Source organism: Streptomyces chattanoogensis, assembly GCF_001294335.1.
GTDB classification, from domain to species: Bacteria; Actinomycetota; Actinomycetes; order Streptomycetales; family Streptomycetaceae; genus Streptomyces; species Streptomyces chattanoogensis.
This window is the reverse complement of sequence record NZ_LGKG01000163.1, coordinates 76,259-92,925: the sequence shown is the minus strand read 5'-3', so window position 1 is coordinate 92,925 and position 16,667 is coordinate 76,259. Positions and strand designations below refer to the sequence as shown.

General features: G+C 69.5%; 15 protein-coding genes and 1 pseudogene. 6 read left to right on the top strand and 10 right to left on the bottom strand.

Annotated features, from left to right (window positions below; translation table 11 throughout):
• Positions 1-36: 36 nt before the first annotated feature.
• A pseudogene (locus ADL29_RS30110) lies at positions 37-582 on the bottom strand (cytochrome P450); the annotation flags it as partial.
• 341 nt (positions 583-923) lie between these two features.
• On the opposite strand from ADL29_RS30110, the gene ADL29_RS43755 reads away from it, so the two are divergent.
• The gene (locus tag ADL29_RS43755; protein WP_157878610.1) at positions 924-1,091 is read left to right on the top strand and encodes a hypothetical protein; all 168 of its coding nucleotides are present in this window, start codon (positions 924-926) and stop codon (positions 1,089-1,091) included.
• A 277-nt stretch (positions 1,092-1,368) separates the two neighbouring features.
• Positions 1,369-3,558, top strand: a complete 2,190-nt coding sequence (gene katG / locus ADL29_RS30105; protein WP_053926710.1) for a catalase/peroxidase HPI — start codon at positions 1,369-1,371, stop codon at positions 3,556-3,558.
• A 69-nt stretch (positions 3,559-3,627) separates the two neighbouring features.
• Here katG and ADL29_RS30100 read toward each other — a convergent pair whose 3' ends face one another.
• Entirely contained in the window at positions 3,628-4,035 is a 408-nt protein-coding gene (locus ADL29_RS30100) for a VOC family protein (protein WP_053926709.1), read from the bottom strand.
• A 391-nt stretch (positions 4,036-4,426) separates the two neighbouring features.
• Here ADL29_RS30100 and ADL29_RS30095 point away from each other — a divergent pair, with 391 nt between their 5' ends.
• Both ADL29_RS30095 and ADL29_RS30090 read left to right on the top strand, forming a co-directional pair.
• Positions 4,427-5,053, top strand: a complete 627-nt coding sequence (locus tag ADL29_RS30095) for a TetR/AcrR family transcriptional regulator (RefSeq protein ID WP_053926708.1) — start codon at positions 4,427-4,429, stop codon at positions 5,051-5,053.
• Between the two features lie 303 nt (positions 5,054-5,356).
• Entirely contained in the window at positions 5,357-6,712 is a 1,356-nt protein-coding gene (locus ADL29_RS30090) for a (2,3-dihydroxybenzoyl)adenylate synthase (protein ID WP_053926707.1), read from the top strand.
• Between the two features lie 29 nt (positions 6,713-6,741).
• On the opposite strand, the gene ADL29_RS30085 is transcribed toward ADL29_RS30090, so the two are convergent.
• Genes ADL29_RS30085 through ADL29_RS30075 form a run of 3 tightly spaced genes read right to left on the bottom strand, consistent with a single transcriptional unit; the run spans position 6,742 to position 10,398 of the window.
• On the bottom strand, positions 6,742-7,614 hold the full coding sequence (locus ADL29_RS30085) for a geranyl diphosphate 2-C-methyltransferase (RefSeq protein ID WP_053926706.1): 873 nt from the start codon (positions 7,612-7,614) through the stop codon (positions 6,742-6,744).
• A 28-nt stretch (positions 7,615-7,642) separates the two neighbouring features.
• Positions 7,643-8,953: a family 2 encapsulin nanocompartment cargo protein terpene cyclase gene (locus ADL29_RS30080; protein ID WP_053926705.1), complete on the bottom strand. Its 1,311-nt coding sequence runs from the start codon at positions 8,951-8,953 to the stop codon at positions 7,643-7,645.
• A 17-nt stretch (positions 8,954-8,970) separates the two neighbouring features.
• Positions 8,971-10,398 (bottom strand): family 2B encapsulin nanocompartment shell protein, encoded by a 1,428-nt coding sequence (locus ADL29_RS30075; protein WP_053926704.1) that lies wholly within the window; start codon positions 10,396-10,398, stop codon positions 8,971-8,973.
• A 373-nt stretch (positions 10,399-10,771) separates the two neighbouring features.
• On the opposite strand from ADL29_RS30075, the gene ADL29_RS30070 reads away from it, so the two are divergent.
• Positions 10,772-12,298, top strand: coding sequence for an alpha/beta hydrolase (locus tag ADL29_RS30070; RefSeq protein WP_053926703.1), 1,527 nt, complete (start codon positions 10,772-10,774; stop codon positions 12,296-12,298).
• A gap of 16 nt (positions 12,299-12,314) precedes the next feature.
• Here the strand turns inward: ADL29_RS30070 and ADL29_RS30065 are convergent, their stop codons facing one another.
• Together ADL29_RS30065 and ADL29_RS30060 are read right to left on the bottom strand one after the other, a co-directional pair.
• Complete coding sequence (locus ADL29_RS30065; RefSeq protein WP_078971396.1) at positions 12,315-12,893, bottom strand: NAD(P)H-dependent oxidoreductase; 579 nt, start codon at positions 12,891-12,893, stop codon at positions 12,315-12,317.
• The gene (locus ADL29_RS30060; RefSeq protein WP_053926702.1) at positions 12,890-13,459 is read right to left on the bottom strand and encodes a short chain dehydrogenase; all 570 of its coding nucleotides are present in this window, start codon (positions 13,457-13,459) and stop codon (positions 12,890-12,892) included. The genes ADL29_RS30065 and ADL29_RS30060 overlap by 4 nt, the downstream gene beginning before the upstream one ends.
• Positions 13,460-13,556: 97 nt before the next feature.
• Here ADL29_RS30060 and ADL29_RS30055 point away from each other — a divergent pair, with 97 nt between their 5' ends.
• On the top strand, positions 13,557-14,408 hold the full coding sequence (locus ADL29_RS30055) for a helix-turn-helix transcriptional regulator (RefSeq protein ID WP_053926701.1): 852 nt from the start codon (positions 13,557-13,559) through the stop codon (positions 14,406-14,408).
• Positions 14,409-14,504: 96 nt separating this feature from the next.
• On the opposite strand, the gene ADL29_RS46735 is transcribed toward ADL29_RS30055, so the two are convergent.
• The 3 genes from ADL29_RS46735 to ADL29_RS30045 all read right to left on the bottom strand — a co-directional run bounded on the left by ADL29_RS46735 (position 14,505) and on the right by ADL29_RS30045 (position 16,315).
• Positions 14,505-14,963 (bottom strand): DUF6082 family protein, encoded by a 459-nt coding sequence (locus ADL29_RS46735; RefSeq protein WP_425424293.1) that lies wholly within the window; start codon positions 14,961-14,963, stop codon positions 14,505-14,507.
• 96 nt (positions 14,964-15,059) lie between these two features.
• Entirely contained in the window at positions 15,060-15,752 is a 693-nt protein-coding gene (locus ADL29_RS30050) for a UdgX family uracil-DNA binding protein (RefSeq protein WP_053926700.1), read from the bottom strand.
• Positions 15,753-15,757: 5 nt separating this feature from the next.
• Positions 15,758-16,315, bottom strand: coding sequence for a hemerythrin domain-containing protein (locus tag ADL29_RS30045; protein ID WP_053926699.1), 558 nt, complete (start codon positions 16,313-16,315; stop codon positions 15,758-15,760).
• Positions 16,316-16,667: the final 352 nt, after the last annotated feature.

The window sequence follows — 16,667 nt, the reverse complement described above, 5'->3', positions numbered from 1 at the left end:
GTGGGTGTGTGTCTGTCGAGCCCTCATCTGCCGCGCTCAAGCGATGAGGCCGTCGATGGCCACGGGAAGGTGGCGGGGGCCGCGCAGGACGGGGTTGACGCGGTAGGGCGGCGGGTCCGCCAACAACCGTGGGTTCGCGACCCGGTGGAAGAGCTGGGGGAGGGCGAGCTGCGCCTCCATCCGGGCCAGCGGAGCGCCGAAGCAGTAGTGGATGCCGGTGCAGAACCCGAGGTGCTGGTTGTCCTCGCGGTCGGGACCGAACCGGTCGGGGTGGTCGAACCGCTTCGGGTCGCGGTTGGCCGAGGCCAGCAGAAGCCAGACCTGCGCACCCTTGGGAATGGTGGTGTCGGTGATGCCGATGTCGGCCAGGGCAGTGGTGAACGGTATGAACTGGACCGGCGGCTCGTACCGCAGCACCTCCTCGACGAGCGGGACGACCAGGTCCGGTTCGTTCCGGAACCGCCGGAGGATGTCGGGGTGGCGCAGCAGGGTGAGCGCCGCGTTGCTGATCAGGTTGCCGGTGGTCCAGTGGCCTGCGATCAGGAGCAGTATCGCGGTGGCCACCAGCTCCATCGTCGACAGACGAGCCCGCGGACGCGAGGTAACGGGGGAGTTCCCAGACTTCGATCGGTCGGAGACTTCGGTCGGCTGGGGCAGATCTTCCGATTTTCGCCGGAGGTGGCCGACCGCGGTTCGGCGCAGGAGGGGTTCCTTCGCGTCGGTGGCGGTGTGCGCGCTTATCCGCGTGGCTCGATGAGGTGCTTACGGAGGCACTGGACGTACGGCTTGCGCGGAGGGTTTCGACGATCCGCCGATGATGCAGTATCCGGAGTTGTCATAGGAGAACAGTTTGTCCGGTTCGCAGAGTTGGCGCCCTCGCCGGGCAGTTCGACGTCGGCCGGTGGTGATCCGCGCGACCGCGAATGCGTCCGGCAGGCGGAATTCCGGCAGGTGGGTACGGGCAGGTCGGAATCGAGGTCGGAATCGAGGCCGGAATCGAGGCAGAAATCGGGGTCGAATTCGGGGTCGAGCCCGAGTTCGAGCCCGAGTTCGAGATTTCCGTCCTCGACCAGTTGGACGTCGAGTCGTGATACGCGGCGGTGCTCTGCGTGTTCTCGTGGCAGTGCGGTCTGCGGTGCGCGACCATACGGACGCCGACCCAGGTTCGATCACCGGCGTCGTGCATGAGGAAGGTTCTCGCGGCCGCTGGCCCGCGTTGACTGCCGCGGGTCTGGTCAGGCGTTTCCGGCCGGTGGGCGCCCTGGCGCGCTACGAGCGCGGGTCGCAGTGCTCGGCACCAGCAAAGCAGCCGACGGCAAGAGCAAGCAGCCAACAGAAGGAAACACCGAGACAGGAAGAAGGACGGACGTGTCCGGCAGCGAAAGCGAAAACCCGGTAATCTCCTCCCCGGCCCCCACGCCGACTCGACCCCGGACGAATCGGGACTGGTGGCCGAATCAGATGGACCTTCAGATTCTCCACCAGCACTCGTCCCGGTCCAATCCGATGGACGAGGACTTCAGCTACGCAGAAGAGTTCGCGACCCTCGATGTCGAGGCGCTGAAGCAGGACGTCTTCGAGGTGATGACGACCTCGCAGGAATGGTGGCCTGCCGACTACGGCCACTACGGGCCGCTCTTCATCCGGATGAGTTGGCATGCCGCGGGGACGTACCGCATCGCCGACGGCCGGGGCGGTGGCGGGGCCGGCGCTCAGCGCTTCGCCCCTCTCAACAGCTGGCCGGACAATGCGAGCCTCGACAAGGCGCGCCGTTTGCTCTGGCCGGTCAAGCAGAAGTACGGGCGGAAAATCTCCTGGGCCGATCTTCTGGTCTTCGCCGGTAACTGTGCGATGGAATCGATGGGGTTCAAGACGTTCGGTTTCGGCTTCGGACGAGAGGACATCTGGGAACCCGAGGAAATCTTCTGGGGGCCCGAGGACACCTGGCTCGGAGATGAGCGCTACAGCGGCGACAGGGAACTCGCCACTCCTTTCGGTGCCGTGCAGATGGGGCTGATCTACGTCAATCCCGAGGGGCCCAACGGCAACCCGGATCCGATGGCTGCGGCCATCGACATCCGCGAGACCTTCGGGCGGATGGCGATGAATGACGAGGAGACGGTTGCGCTCATCGTCGGCGGCCACACGTTCGGCAAGTGCCATGGTGCGGTGGACCCCTCGTACATCGGACCGGAACCCGAGGCGGGTCCCCTCGAGCAGCAGGGCCTCGGCTGGCGGAACACCTACGGCAGCGGCAAGGGCGCCGACACGCTCACCAGTGGGCTCGAGGGCGCATGGACCTCGGAGCCGACGAGGTGGGACAGCGGATACCTGGACAACCTGTTCCGGTACGACTGGGAGCTGACGACGAGCCCGGCCGGTGCGAAGCAGTGGACTCCCACGGACCCTTCGGCCAAGGGCACTGTGCCCGATGCCCATGATCCGTCGAAGTCGCACGCTCCCATGATGCTGACGACGGACCTCGCGCTGAAGCTGGATCCGGTCTACGGGCCGATCGCGAAGAGCTTCCACGAGAACCCGGACAAGCTCGCGGTGGCGTTCGCCAAGGCCTGGTACAAGCTGCTGCACCGCGACATGGGACCCGCCTCGCGCTACCTCGGCCCGTGGATTCCCGAGCCGCAGCTGTGGCAGGACCCCGTCCCTGAGGTCGACCACGCACTGGTCGCGGACGAGGACATCGCCGACCTCAAGGGCAGGATCCTCGCCTCGGGGCTGTCCGTCTCCCAGCTGGTTACCACCGCCTGGGCGTCGGCGGCGAGTTTCCGCGGCACCGACAAGCGTGGCGGGGCCAACGGGGCACGGATCCGACTCGCGCCGCAAAAGGACTGGGAGGTCAACGACCTGCCCGAGGTGGCCGAGGTGCTGCAGAGCCTCGAGCAGATCCGGCAGGACTTCAACGGCTCGGGGACCGGCGGGAAGAAGGTGTCCCTCGCCGATCTGATCGTCCTGGGCGGATGCGCGGCCGTCGAGCAGGCAGCGAAGAACGCCGGGCACGACATCACCGTCCCGTTCGCGCCGGGGCGCACGGACGCTTCGCAGGAGCAGACCGACGCGGTGTCGTTCGCCGTGCTCGAACCCAGGGCAGATGGGTTCCGCAACTACCTCCGGGCGGGAGAGAAGCTGTCGCCGGAGACGCTCCTGCTGGACCGCGCCAGCCTGTTGACGCTGACCGCTCCCGAAATGACGGTTCTGATCGGCGGTTTGCGCGCCCTGAACACCGGCTTCGCGGGTTCCCAGCATGGCGTCTTCACGCACCGGCCGGAGACCTTGACCAACGACTTCTTCGTCAACCTGCTCGACATGGGAACGGAGTGGAAGGCGTCGGCCTCGGCTGAGAACGTATTCGAGGGCCGGGATCGCGCCACGGGCGAGGCCAAGTGGACGGCCACCGCCGTCGACCTCATCTTCGGTGCGCACTCCCAGCTCCGAGCCGTCTCGGAGGTCTACGCGTCTGCGGACGCGGGAGAGAAGTTCGTGCGTGACTTCGTGGCAGCGTGGGACAAGGTGATGAACCTCGATCGGTTCGACCTGGCCTGAGCCCGATGTCCCGGTCGGCCGATGAGCGGCCGGCCGGGACATCCGAGGCGGGCGGGATGACGGGCACGGTCAGGCGTATTTGCCCAGCTCGCTGGCGTGGAGTGCGGCCTTCTCGTTGAGGCCGATGACGTAGCCGTCCGGGTCGCGGAAGTAGAACATCCGCTGCCCGTTGTGGTCGGTGGTGAGGGGCTTGACGATCTCGGCGTGCCGGGAGATGTGTGCGAAGGCGCCCTCAAGGTCGTCGATGGCCAGGTAGAACATGCCGGCGAAACCGATCGGGGTGTCGGCCAGGACGGGCAGCCAGTTCTTCAGGTCCGCGTTGTTGTAGATCATCGCGACGAATTCGCCCTGGTGGAGAAGCATGTGGATGTCGTCGCCGGGACGAGCGGTGCTGGAGTCGGCGTCGAAGCCGAGCTTCTTGTAGAAGGCAAGGCTGGCGGCGGTGTCGCGGACGCTGATGCACGGCGCGAAAGCCATGGTGGTTCTCCTTGGTGGCTTGAAGTGGGGGATGGGACAGACGCTCTGGGGAGGGCGCTGAGGCGTGCTGGTGAGCGGGCTTCTCAGCACTCCGCTTCAGTAGGCGTTCCCAGGTCTGCGGAGATGCGCGCGGCACTCCGTTCCCTTAATTAGTACATACGTGCAGCAATCCTGTCGAGCGATGCCGGCAAATAGGGCAAACGCGTCTCTTTGATCAAGCGTCCCACCTGCTCGAATGACCGGAAGTAGCAGGTGCATCACGAGGTAGAACACGAGGGGGAGGCGCTGCTCGGGCGGTCCACCGTCCACGAGGCGCTTTCGGGGAAGGATTGATACCTTCGTACATAAGTCAACTTCGACGCAGTGCGTGGGACACCTGGGAGGGGCGGTCATGGCCGGGCAGGGCGCCGCGAAGCGGCGGTACGACCCCAGGCGGCGGAAAGCGGAGATCACCACCGCCACGGAGAAGGTCATCGCCGAGCGCGGTATCGAGGGGCTGACGCACCGGGCGGTCGCCGAGCGGGCCGGTGTCCCGCTCGGCGCGACGACCTACCACTTCGCGACCAAGGACGACCTGATCCAGGCGGCCCTCCAGCGGGCCGTCGACCGCTACGCCGCCTATCTCGCCGACTGGGTCGCCCAGCGCCCCGAGCTCACCCCGGAGCAGCTCACCGTGCTGCTCACCGACGCCCTCATGGGCTGTTTCGGCCCGCAGCGCGACAGTCAGGTCATGGAGTTCGAGCTGTACCTGGCCGCCCTGCGCCGGCCCGCGCTGCGCCCGATCGCCGACCGGTTCATCGAGCTGAGCATCGACGCGCTCCTGCCGTACGTCGACCCGCTCACCGCCCGCACCGCGGCCGTGGCCACCAACGGCCTGACCCTGCGGGGCCTTGCCGGAAGCACACCGCCCACCCGTGCGGAGGTCGAGTCCATCCTGCGCCGCATCCTCACCCCCAACCCGGACCTGCCGGCCGCTGCCCCCGCCCCCGACCAGGACACCTCACAGGCACAGGCATGACCGCGCGGGCCGAGTTGCCTTGAGCCCCCACCATTCCTCCTGGTCAGCGGCGCTCATTGGACTTTCTGCTGAGGGAATTCGGCGCCCATGGTGGGGAAAGCGCATTGCGTATAGGGGTGTTGACGGATTCGATGGGCGAGGTCGAGGCGGCGAAGGCCAGGCACTGGAGGCGGCCTCTGCGCCGGGGAAGGAAGCCGGGGCCGCCGTCGTCGAGATCACCGCCGCACCGCCCCCGTCACGGCGGCACACGACCCGCACGGCTTCCGGTTCAGGAACCGGTACAGAAGGAAGCGAAGGGCATCCATGCTCGACGGCTGCACGCCCTGGCCCGAGGATTTCGTCGACCGCTACTGGGCGGCCGGGCACTGGCGTGGCAATACGCTGGACAACCTGCTGCGCGGCTGGGCCCTGCAGTACGGACCGCGGACCGCGCTCGTGCACGACGCCAGCCGCCTCACCTACGCGAACCTGAACCGGCGCGTGGACCGCATGGCCGCCGGATTCCGGCTGCGCGGCCTCCGCCCCCGGCAGCGGGTCATCGTCCAACTGCCGAACGTTCCCGAGTTCGTCATCACCGTGTTCGCGCTGATGCGGGTCGGCGCGGTCCCCGTGCTCTGCCCGGTCTCGCACCGGGCGTCCGAGGTGTCCCACGTCGCGCGGGTCACCGAAGCCGCCGGCTACGTCGGTCCCTCGACGTACGAGGGCTTCGACCACACGGCGATGGCCGCGGACATCGCGGCTCAAGGGCCTTTCCTGCGGCGGGTGTTCACCTTCGAGGCGCCGGGCACCTCGTCCCCGTACGGCGGCCTGACGACCGACACTTCGGGCTGCCACTACTTCCCGCTGGGCTCCGTCGACGCCCCGCCCGGGCCGGCGCCTGCGCAGAGCGCCGACCAGGTGGCGTTCTTCCTGCTCTCCGGCGGTACCAGCGCGGCGCCCACGCTCATCCCGCGCACCCACAACGACTACGCCTACCAGGCGCGGGCCGCCGCCGAACTGGTGTCGCTCACCGAGAACGACGTGTATCTCGCCGCGCTGCCCGCCGAGTCCCCCTTCACCTTCGGCTGCCCCGGCATCATCGGCACCCTCTCCGTCGGCGGCACCGTCGTCCTGGCCGAGAGCCCGGAACCCGCCGAATGCCTTCCGGTCATCGGACGAGAACGGGTGACCATCACGTCGGTGGTGCCCGCCGTCGCCCAGCTCTGGCTCGATGCTCTCGACGCACTTCCCATGGTCCAGGCCGACGTGAGCAGTCTGCGTCTCGTGCAGATCGGCGGCGCGCCCTTGCACCGGGCGACCGCCGAACGGATAGGCCCCGAGTGGGGCTGTCGCCTGCAGCAGGTCTTCGGCATGGCTGAGGGGCTGCTCACACTCACCCGGCCCGCCGATCCGGACGAGACCGTGCTCACCACGCAGGGCCGCCCGCTCTCGCCCGACGATGAGATCCGCATGGTCGACGCCGACGGCAAGGACGTGCCCGACGGGGAGCCCGGCGAACTCCTCGCCCGCGGTCCGTACACCCTGCGAGGCTACTACCGGGCGCCCGACCACAACGCACGCTCCTTCACCACCGACGGCTACTTCCGCACCGGAAACCTCGCGCGGCGCACCCGGGACGGCAACCTGGTGGTGAGCAGGCTGGACGCCGGTGGTGGTTAAACGTCGGTCAAGTCAGAGCAGACGCTCTCTCAGACCCGGTCCGCCGCAATCAGCAGGTAGTGGAAGCTGCCCTCCTTGTAGGCGGTGAGGAACGGGTCCTCGACGCCGGTGGCCAGTGAGGACTTGGCCCGCAGCTCCCAGTAGGGGATCGTCGCGGCCGTCAGGTCGACGACGTTCATCGGGACGAGGCCGTTGGCCGCCATGGCCTTGAAGTAGGCGCTGCGCGGGTGGATGTTGCATGTGTAGTGCTCGTCGATGCGGCTGACGGCCTTGGAGCGGCCACCCGTCACATCGTTGGAGCAGCCGGTGATGACGACGTAGCGGCCGCCGAAGGCGAGCTGGCGGGCGTGCTCGGCGAAGAGGTCGGACAGGTCCACGTACATGGTGGACTCGTTGTTCCAGATGCCTTGGAAGGCGGCGGTCGGCAGGCCCGTGTCCAGCATGTTGCGGAAGTGGTAGCGCACCTTGTCGTCGACGCCCCGCTTGCGGGCCTGGCCGTTGGCGAACCCGACCTGGGTCTCGGAGATGGAGACCCCGTCCACCTGGCAGCCGAAGCGGGCGTTGGCCATGATGCTGGTGCCGCCGCGGCCGCAGCCGGCGTCCAGCAGGCGGTGGCCGGGGGCTATCGGGCCGAGGTGGTCGAGCAGGACGTCGGCCTGGGCCGACTCCAGGCGGTGCAGTTCGGCGATGATGCGCTCGTCGCGGGTGTCCTCGGGGCCTTCCAGGACGGAGGGGTCGTAGTCGCCGAGGCCGTAGTGGTGGTGGTAGAGGCCGTCGACGTCGCCCAGGCGCAGGTTGACCGGGTCCTTCTCCTTGTTCCAGTAGTCCGCCACGGACTTCTGGTACGCCGTGCGCAGGACGGGAGCGGGAGGGGGAGCGGAGGCGGCGGGTGTGGTGGTCATGGGTGGGGCTCCTTGCAGTGTGCGGATGTCAGGAAGTCGGTGAGGTGTAGCGGGGGCTGCCGCTGTGCCATGCGCGGTTGCCGCCCAGCCAGGCCCACACCCCCGCGAGGAAGCGGCGCAGCTGGGGCGAGCCGGTCAGGACCAGGGTCGCGGCTTCCGTCTCGAAGGTGCGCACCAGCTCGTCGTGGATCGCTGCACTCCGCTCGACCGCCTCGCGCGGCGAGCACCGCTCCTCCTCGGCGATCACGGTCGGCAGGTTGAACTCCACGCTCCCCGAGTGGTGTTCCTTCGCCATCGAGTACAGGTCGTTGACGAGGGTGGCGGCAGTGGAGGCCATGGTCACGGCGCGGCGCACCCGTGGATCGGAGTATTCGGCGGCGGGCAGCGCATAGCCGCCCACCACGTCGGTCATCGCGATGCACGGGAGGAAGCTGTTGATCTGACGGTGCGCCAGATACTCCCAGGCGGCGGGCATCCGGCCCTGAGTGCGCCAGGAGCCTTCCTGGCAGTAGCCCACGAACAGGACGGCCACCTCGTGGTGCAGCCGGGCCAGTTGGGACGGGTCCGCGTACCGGCCCAGGTGTGCGAAGCCGGTGCGCAGGGCGGTGCGTACCGGGTCGTCTTGCATGGCCTGCTCGACGGCAGGGACGTAGCCGAGCGGGGGGTGGGTGGGGTCGATGGCCGTGTACGCGAGTCCGAGCTGCGCGCCGAGCAGTGCCGGCGCGGAACCCATCGTCTCGTCGTCGCAGTAGTAGTCGTCCGTGGCCCACTCCGCCAGCGCGCACTTGCCTGCCGCCAGCAGCCGGTCGGGGTCGTCGGTGTCGGGGTGGGCCAGCATCATCAGGCGCCCGAAGTCCGCCGCCTGGACGCGGTCGAGCCGTCCGGCGTAGAGACCGATCTCCTCGGCCCACGCCACCAGGCGTGCGTTGACCTCGTCGGCGAGCGCCGGGGCGTCGCGGAGCGCGGGCGGACAGTACAGGTCCGGGACGGCGACGCCCCCAGTGCCGACGGGGGCACTCCCAGCGTCGACGGTGGCGTCCCCGACGGCTTGGCGCTCAGCAATGTCCTTGCGCCCAGCACCGTCCTTGCGCCCGGACGCGATACGGGCGGCCGAGGTGCCCAGCCCCGTCGGTCCGGTCGGGAGCGGGGCGCGCCTCTCCGGGAGGGCGCCACCGGTTCCGGGCAGCCGCTTCGGCGCCACCCGGCGGGCGCTCTGGTGTGGGCGGTCACTCCGGTGCGAGCGGTCACTCCGGTGTGGGGGAGAGGCGAGCAGTGTGGCCACCAGCCGCGCCACGTCGTGACGGGCCGCGGGCGCGGTCATGCGGGACAGCAGCGACACGGATGACTCCTCGGGCCTCAGGCCGGCGTGCCGAAAACGTCGACGTTCTCCAGGACGCCGAGCGCATCGGGCACCAGAACGGCCGCCGAGTAGTAGGTGCTGACCAGGTAGGAGATGATCGCCTGCTCGTTGATGCCCATGAACCGGACGTTCAGACCGGGCTCGTACTCGTCGGGGATCCCCGTCTGGCGCAGTCCGACCACCCCCTGCCCGTCCTCGCCCAGCCGCATCGCGAGGATCGAAGAGGTGCCCGCCTCCGAGACGGGGATCTTGCCGCAGGGGAGGAGGGGAACGCCCCGCCAGGCAGGCACCGGATGGCCGTCGACCTCGGCGGTGTCGAAGGCAAGGCCCCGCTTGTTGCACTCACGGCCGAAGGCCGAGATGGCCCGGGGGTGGGCGAAGAACACCTTGGTCCCGCGCCGCATGCTGAGCAGCTCGTCCAGGTCGTCCGGGGTGGGCGGGCCGGAGTGGGTGGAGATCCGCTGGCTGTAGTCGGCGTTGTGCAGCAGCCCGAACTCGGGGTTGTTGACGAGCTCGGACTCCTGACGCTCGCGCAGCGCCTCGATGGTCAGCCGCAGCTGCTGCTCGATCTGGTCCATCGGCTCGTTGTAGAGGTCCGCGACCCGGCTGTGCACCCGCAGGATCGTCTGCGCGACGCTCAGCTCGTACTCGCGGGGCCGGAGCTCGTAGTCGACGAACGTGCCCGGCAGCACGGGCTCGCCGGTGTGCCCGGACGCGAGGGCGATGGCCGCCTCGCCCTTCTTGTTCTGCGGCTGGGCCTTGTCGGCCTGGCGCCGGCGGACGTGCGCCCGCAGCCCCTCGTTCCGGCCCGCCACCTCCTCGTACGCGGCCCGGGGGAGCGCCAGCACCGTGCACGCCGTCATCGTGCGCGCCGTGAACTCCCACGTGCCCGGTTCCTCGGCCAGCGCCTGCCCGCCGAAGAACCCGCCATCGGCCAGCACGCCGCGCCGGGACTCATCGCCGTACGCGCCAGGGGCGAGCTTCTCCACCTTGCCGCGGGCGATCAGGTGGACCTCGTCGAGTGTCCGACCCCGCTCGGCGATCACCTGGCCGGCTGCATACTCCCGTCGTTCGCACCGGTCTGCCAGCGCCCGCAGCACCCCGGCGTCGTCGTACCCGCGCAGCAGCGGCAGTTCGCCCAGCTCGGCGGGGATGACCTTGACCGCCGCCCCTTCCTGGACGAACGTCACGCGGCCGTCGCCGACCTCGTACGCCAGCCGCCGGTTGACCCGGTACGTGCCGCCTTTGACCTCCACCCAAGGCAGCGTCCGCAGCAGCCACCGCGAGCTGAGGCCCTGCATCTGCGGCACGGTCTTGGTGGTGGTCGCCAGGTTCCGGGCAGCGGCGATACCCAGGCTGAGCTGCTCGCGGCCTGCTGTCTGCTCGGGCTGCTCCGGCTGCTGCCGGTGCACTGTGGTCGACATCCGCTCCGGTCCTTCCGTCTGGCGCATACGTCATGCACGTCAAGAAGGAGCCCCTGGAGTGGCCCGATCGGGCGACGAGGAGCTCCCGCCGCGCAAGTGAAGCAGTGCTTAATGATGTTGGTCGAGGTGACTGGAAATGCACCGATGTAATTGCGTCACCGAGTGGAGCGGTCATGATGCCTGAAATGGGGCGAAGTTTAGGCTTTTGGGCTGGCCGAGATGGTGCCGTGCACGCGCGTCGGCGCTGCGCGCGCCATGATCGAGGTGGCCGATAACGTGTGGTTGGGCAGGTGGAAGACCCGGGGGCTAACCCCACCACTGACTTCATGCCTGCCGGATGGGTGGGAGAGCTCCGCTCAACAATCCTTACGCCATGAAGACTTACGCACGCCGACCTCTTCTCCTCGCTCTCTCCATCACAGCCGTTGCGACGGCCCTGACCGCGGCAGGCACTCCGAAGGCGCAAGCCGAAGCCGCTGCCGCCCTACCCGCCCTGACGTGGCGGCCCTGCGCCCAACCCGCCGGTTCCGCCGGTTCCGCCGGTCCCGCCGGACAGGAGTGTGCCGCGCTGCCCGTACCGCTCGACTACCGTGATCCGGACGGCCCGCAGCTCACCCTCGCCGTGTCGCGCCTCCGCAGCGAGCGGCCCGGAGCGCGGCGCGGGACGCTGCTGTTGATCCCCGGAGGGCCGGGCAGCTCCGGGGTGCAATGGCTGCGGCAGAAGGCGGATGCGCTGCGGAAGGAGACGGCGGGCGCCTACGACATCGTCAGCTTTGATCCGCGGGGGGTGGGGGACAGCACGACGGCGAGCTGTGAGCTCAGCGCGGACGACCGGCACCTGGTACACCTGCGGTCCTGGCCGGGACCGGACGGCGAGATCGCCGAGAACGTGGCGCGGTCCCGGCGTATCGCCGATGCCTGTGCCCGGCACGGTGGTGCCGTGCTGCGAAGTTTCTCCACCGGCAACGAGGTACGCGATATCGACCGCTTCCGCCAGGCGCTGGGCGAGGAGAAACTGTCGGCCTGGGGCGTCTCGTACGGGACATATGTGGGCGCCGTATACGCCCAGAAGTACCCGCAGCACACTGACCGTTGGGTACTGGACAGCAGCGGTGACCCCGACCCGTCCCGCGTCGAACGGGGCTGGCTGGCGAACATGTCAGCGGGAGCGGACGACCGGTTCCCCGACTTCGCGGCCTGGGCATCGGACCCGGCCAGGGAGGCGGAAGGGCTGCGGCTGGCTGAACGGGCCGACGGCATACGGCCGTTGTTCCTCGCGCTGGCGGCGCAACTCGACCGTCAGCCGAAGGAGTCGACCACCGTGGGGGTACCGCTGACCGGTAACCGGCTGCGGCAGGCGCTTCAGAACGCCCTCTACAACGATGCTTCCTTCGTCCCGCTGGCCCGGCTCATCCAGGCAGCCCGGAACCCGGCCGTGACGCCGGTCCTGCCGCCTCAACTGGCCCAGCCCCTGCGGGACGAGGACGCGGCGGTCACCGTCGGAGTCATCTGCAACGATGTGCGCTGGCGGGGCTCGATCGCCTCGTACCGGCGCGCCGTGACTGCCGACCGCGCCCGGCATCCGCTCACGGCCGGAATGCCGGTGAACGTCACGCCCTGTGCGTTCTGGAAGGACGCCCCGGCGGAGAAGCCCACCCGGATCACCACCGATGGCCCGTCCAACATCCTGATGATCCAGAACCTCCGGGACCCCTCCACGCCGTACTTCGGCGCCCTGAAAATGCGCAAGGCTCTCGGCGACCGGGCCCGCCTCGTCACCGTCGACCGCGGCGGACACGGGGTCTACCTAGGCAATGGCAATGCCTGTGGCGACCGTACAGTCACCGCATTCCTCCTGGCGGGCAAGCGCCCGGAGCGGGACGCGTACTGCGCGGAATGACCAGCGCTCGCCTCGATCACGTCCGCGCCATTGCCGGTCCGGGCGACCGGCGCGGGATGTCGTCGGCCTCTGCCTCGCCCTCCCGCACCAGCACCCGGTAGCGCGCGGCCGCCTCCGCCAGCTCGTCGTCGGTCAGCATCCGCACCCCGTGCACGACGAACGGCTCCGCATAGTGCATCCCGGTCAGATGCGCGGTGGCGTCGAAGGGAAGCAACAGGTCTCGCACGGGGAAGCGGTTGAGGCCGCCAGGGCGGTAGAGCTCCTCGCCGCCGCCGGCCGTGGTGGCCACCCGGAGCACCTTGCCGCGCAGCGCGGTGCCCTGTGAGCCGTAGGCGAAGCCGTACGCGAGGACCTCGTCCAGCCATGCCTTGAGCAGCGGCGGAGCGGAGTACCAGTAGAAGGGGAACTGCAGCACGATGCGGTCGTGGGCAAGGAGGAGGCGCTGCTCGCGGGCGGTGTCGATGCGGAAGTCCGGGTAGGCGGCGTACAGATCGTGGACGGTGACGCCGGGTTCGTCGCGGACGACGTCCGCGAGCGCCGCGTTGATGCGGGAGGCGGCGAGGTCGGGGTGGGCGAGGACGATCAGGGTGCTCAAGAGGGTGCTCCTTCGAGGGCGTCGAGGTACTGGCGGGCCACTTCGTCGGCCGGGGTGCCGTCGGCGGGGTCGAGGCCCATGGCGGCGAGGGTCTCGGCGACCCAGCCCGGGCGGACCGCGGTCAGCCGGGGACCGCGGGGGAGTTCGAGGGCGGCGGCCTCGACAAAGGCGTCGAGTCCGGCGTTGACGAGGGCGCCGAACGCCCCGCCCGGAGTGGGACGTTCGAAGACTCCGCTGGTCAAGACGATGGTCCCGCCGTCCGGCAGATGACGCAGCGCCCGCCGGGCCAGATGCACCTGACCCAGCAGCTTGCCCTCCAGCCCCACGGTGAAGTCGTCGTCCGAGGGGGAGTCCAGCGGGGTCAGCCGGCCGCTCGCCGCGCAGCAGACGACGGCGTCCGCATCCGGCACGGCGACGAACAGCGCGTCCAGCGACGCCCTGTCCTCCAGGTCCGCCTTCACCGGGCCGCGGCGTGCGACCCGTACGACCTCATGGCCGCGCTCCGCCAGTTGCCTGGCGACGGCGCTACCGATGGTGCCCGTCGCTCCGATCACGATCACCTTCATGGGAAGGATCCTCACGGACCGGCGGACCGCTACCCAGCCCCCTGCGGAGGGTAGGAACGCCGTGCCTACCCCTGCGAGATGCAGTCAGAATGGCGGCATGGAGCGGATATCCGAACTGGGGACATTCCTGCGGACCCGGCGCGCCCGGCTGTCGCCCGGCGAGGTGGGGCTGCCGGACTACGGCGGCAGACGGCGGGTGCCTGGCCTGCGCCGTGAGGAGCTGGCGCAACTGGCGGGCATCAGCCCGGGGTACTACACCCGCCTGGAGCAGGGGAGTGGCGCCAATGCCTCGGACGCGGTCCTGGATGCGCTTGCGCGCGTACTGCGGCTGGACGAGGCCGAGCGGAGCCATCTGTACGGGCTGGCCCGTCCGGCCCGCACAGCGGTGCCCGCCACGGAGCGGGTGCGGCCGTCCGTACGGACCATGATCGGGGCGCTGGGCGAGGTGCCGGCGCTGGTGCTGGGCCGGTCCCTGGACGTCCTGGCCTGGAACCGCAGCGGGCACGCCCTCCTCGCCGGCCATCTGCCGTTCGCCGCCCCGTACGACGGCACCGATGGCCGCCGGCCCAATGTCGTACGGATGGTGTTCCTCGACCCGCGCTACCGGGCGCTGTACACGGACCTGGACGCCAAGCTCCGGGACTCCGTGGGCGGCCTGCGGGGGATCGCGGGGCAGTGGCCGGACGAGCCGCGGCTGCGCGAGCTGATCACCGAACTGCGCCGCGAAAGCGCCGAGTTCACCGCGCTGTGGGCCGCGCACCCGGTCCGTACATGCGCCACACACACCCTCACCTACCGCCATCCGGCCGTCGGCCCGATCACCCTCACCGACGAGAACATGCTTCTGCCGGACGACGCCGGGCAACGGGTGGTGGTCTTCCATGCCGCCCCCGGCTCACCCTCGGCCGACGCGCTGCGGCGACTGGCGGACGGCGTCAGGGTCCCGTAGCGCCGTACTCGAGTCCGGGCGAGCGGGGCTCGGCGCGCTCGCCCTGCCTGGCGTCGTACCGCGGGAACCGGCGATACCACAGGAACACCTGCGGCTTCACGATGTCCAGGTGTGAGGGCGAGACAGTCGTCGTCTGAGGAGCGCATGCGGTGTGCGGGGCGACGGCAGCGTACGGGGACGGGGCCGCGTCCTGGCCACGTCACGGGGATCTGCGTCGTTCCGTCGCGCGGCCGGTGGTGGGAGGAAGACATCCGGAGCAGGCGGGCCTGCGGATACGGCGGCCTCGTAGCGCTCCTGTGTCAGGCGGACGAAGGCCAGGTCCCGCCGATCTCCTCCCTGCATGGTCCGCAGCCAACCTGCCCCCTTGCGCTGCCAGTGCTCGCGTGCCATCTCGTGAAGGAAATGCGAGTCGAGCTTGACTGTCAGCTTGGCGGTGGAAAGGTGCCCGATGCGAAACCGGTGCAGCAGCTCGCCGAGTGCCAGCGAGGAGACTATGTGCTGTCGATGGCGGAGAAAGGGGACCGGCTCGGCAGGCGGCGACCAAGCCCGCAGCATGGCGCTGAGTCGGTTCCAGTCGTAGCCGGTCGGCGCGATGGCGGACAGGGCGAAGGGCTGGTTGGCCCTTCTTGGCCATGCCGCGGAGCCGCCTCCTCACGCCAACGCTCCGGCCGCCACTCGCAGGTCTGAAACGAGTCCGGCGTACGGTGTCTCACGGTCTTCGGCACGCAGAATCGCTGCCGGGTGGAGGGTTGCGACGACGAATCCCGCTCCGTCGTAGGCTGCGCCTCGCGTTCCGTCTCCCTGGGCCCTGCCCTCGGCCAGTGGGATGAGGGCGCCCCGGTCCTTCGTCACGCGGAACGACGGTCCCAGCAGCGCCTTGCCCGCCGTCGCCCCGAGAGCCACCACCACTTCCGGATCGACCAGGCGCAGTTCGGCCGCCAGCCAGGGGCGGCAGGCCGTCATCTCCCGCAGGCTGGGGGGCTTGTGGATGCGGCGCTTGCCTCGTGCCGCAACGGTGAACTTGAAGTGCTTGACCGCGTTGGTGAAATAGGCCTGATCCTCATCGAGACCGGCCTCCCGCAACGCCTTCCTGAGCAGGCCGCCGGCCGGCCCGACGAACGGCTTTCCCTGGCGGTCCTCCTGGTCGCCCGGCTGCTCACCGACGAGCATGAGGCGTGCCGACGGATTGCCCGCTCCGAAAACGGTCCCGGTCGCGTCCTGGTACAGCGGGCAGCCCTGGCAGTCTGTTGCGGCACGCCGGTGAGCCGCGAGTCCTCCGCGCCGGGGCAGGTACGGGGTGGCGTCGTACTGCTGCGCGTCGGAGTCGCCACCGCGTCCGGCCATGGGTGTTACCGTCCGCGGCCGGTGAGGTAGTCCCGGGCTCGGTCCACCAGGCCCAGTCCTGGAGCCAGCAGCTTGTTGGCCGGCGGGGCGCTCGGTGCCGAGGGGTGCGGGCGGGTGGGGGCGGTCTTCTTCGCCTCGCGGACCTTGTTCCCCAGGCTTTCCAGGACGAAGGGATGAACCCCGTTCCGGAGCTGGATGAACAGGTTTTTCTCCTCGTCGTCGGCATGGGCGGTCACCTCGGTCCTCAGCTTCACCATCAGTCGGTCGAAGTCGAGGTCGTCGGGCTCGCGGCCTTCCAGATCCTTGAGCAACTGTTCGATACGACTGTGGTCGGCGATCTCCCGGTCGGCCAAGGCGTCGCCCCCCTCCAGATGTTCGCGTACCGCCGGGTAGAGATGCTGTTCCTCGGCGACCGAGTGCCGCACCAACTCGATCGTGATCTCGTCCACGAGCCGTTTGCGGTGCGCACTGCCGGGTGGCGTGCTTTCGAACTGCACGAAGAGGTCGTGGACTTCCTTGTGATCGGTCGTCAGCTCTGCGATGACGTCCCCGCCGTGGCCCATGCCGTGCCGCCTTCTTGTGGTGGTGGGGCGACCGGCGGGCCCGGCGCCCACACCACGTGTTCCCGGACGCCAGGAGCTTTTAGCGCGTCGGCAGGTGGATGGCCACCACCGGCGGAACGGCCGGGCCAGCCGGAGGCATCCAGCACTGGTGCTGCTCCGGCGTGTCGCACCGGACCGCACGGTGGTCCTCGGCCGGCTGCTGCGGAGCAGCTGGTGGCTATCCGAGCCGGCGGACCCGCCGGTCCGGCCGGGTCATGTCCGCTCCGCACTTCGAGGCTGCTGTTGGCCTGATTCCGGCTCACACGGCCAGTTCTCTCGACCGGGCCGACTCGAGCTGAGGTAGTGAGCCGAC

Bases quoted from the DNA above. Each gene is read 5' to 3' on its own strand.
- ADL29_RS43755 (WP_157878610.1), top strand. From the start codon at position 924: ATGCGTCCGGCAGGCGGAATTCCGGCAGGTGGGTACGGGCAGGTCGGA.
- ADL29_RS30100 (WP_053926709.1), bottom strand. From the start codon at position 4,035: ATGGCTTTCGCGCCGTGCATCAGCGTCCGCGACACCGCCGCCAGCCTT.
- ADL29_RS30095 (WP_053926708.1), top strand. From the start codon at position 4,427: ATGGCCGGGCAGGGCGCCGCGAAGCGGCGGTACGACCCCAGGCGGCGG.
- ADL29_RS30090 (WP_053926707.1), top strand. From the start codon at position 5,357: ATGCTCGACGGCTGCACGCCCTGGCCCGAGGATTTCGTCGACCGCTAC.
- ADL29_RS30085 (WP_053926706.1), bottom strand. From the start codon at position 7,614: ATGACCACCACACCCGCCGCCTCCGCTCCCCCTCCCGCTCCCGTCCTG.
- ADL29_RS30075 (WP_053926704.1), bottom strand. From the start codon at position 10,398: ATGTCGACCACAGTGCACCGGCAGCAGCCGGAGCAGCCCGAGCAGACA.
- ADL29_RS30070 (WP_053926703.1), top strand. From the start codon at position 10,772: ATGAAGACTTACGCACGCCGACCTCTTCTCCTCGCTCTCTCCATCACA.
- ADL29_RS30060 (WP_053926702.1), bottom strand. From the start codon at position 13,459: ATGAAGGTGATCGTGATCGGAGCGACGGGCACCATCGGTAGCGCCGTC.
- ADL29_RS30055 (WP_053926701.1), top strand. From the start codon at position 13,557: ATGGAGCGGATATCCGAACTGGGGACATTCCTGCGGACCCGGCGCGCC.
- ADL29_RS46735 (WP_425424293.1), bottom strand. From the start codon at position 14,963: ATGCTGCGGGCTTGGTCGCCGCCTGCCGAGCCGGTCCCCTTTCTCCGC.
- ADL29_RS30050 (WP_053926700.1), bottom strand. From the start codon at position 15,752: ATGGCCGGACGCGGTGGCGACTCCGACGCGCAGCAGTACGACGCCACC.
- ADL29_RS30045 (WP_053926699.1), bottom strand. From the start codon at position 16,315: ATGGGCCACGGCGGGGACGTCATCGCAGAGCTGACGACCGATCACAAG.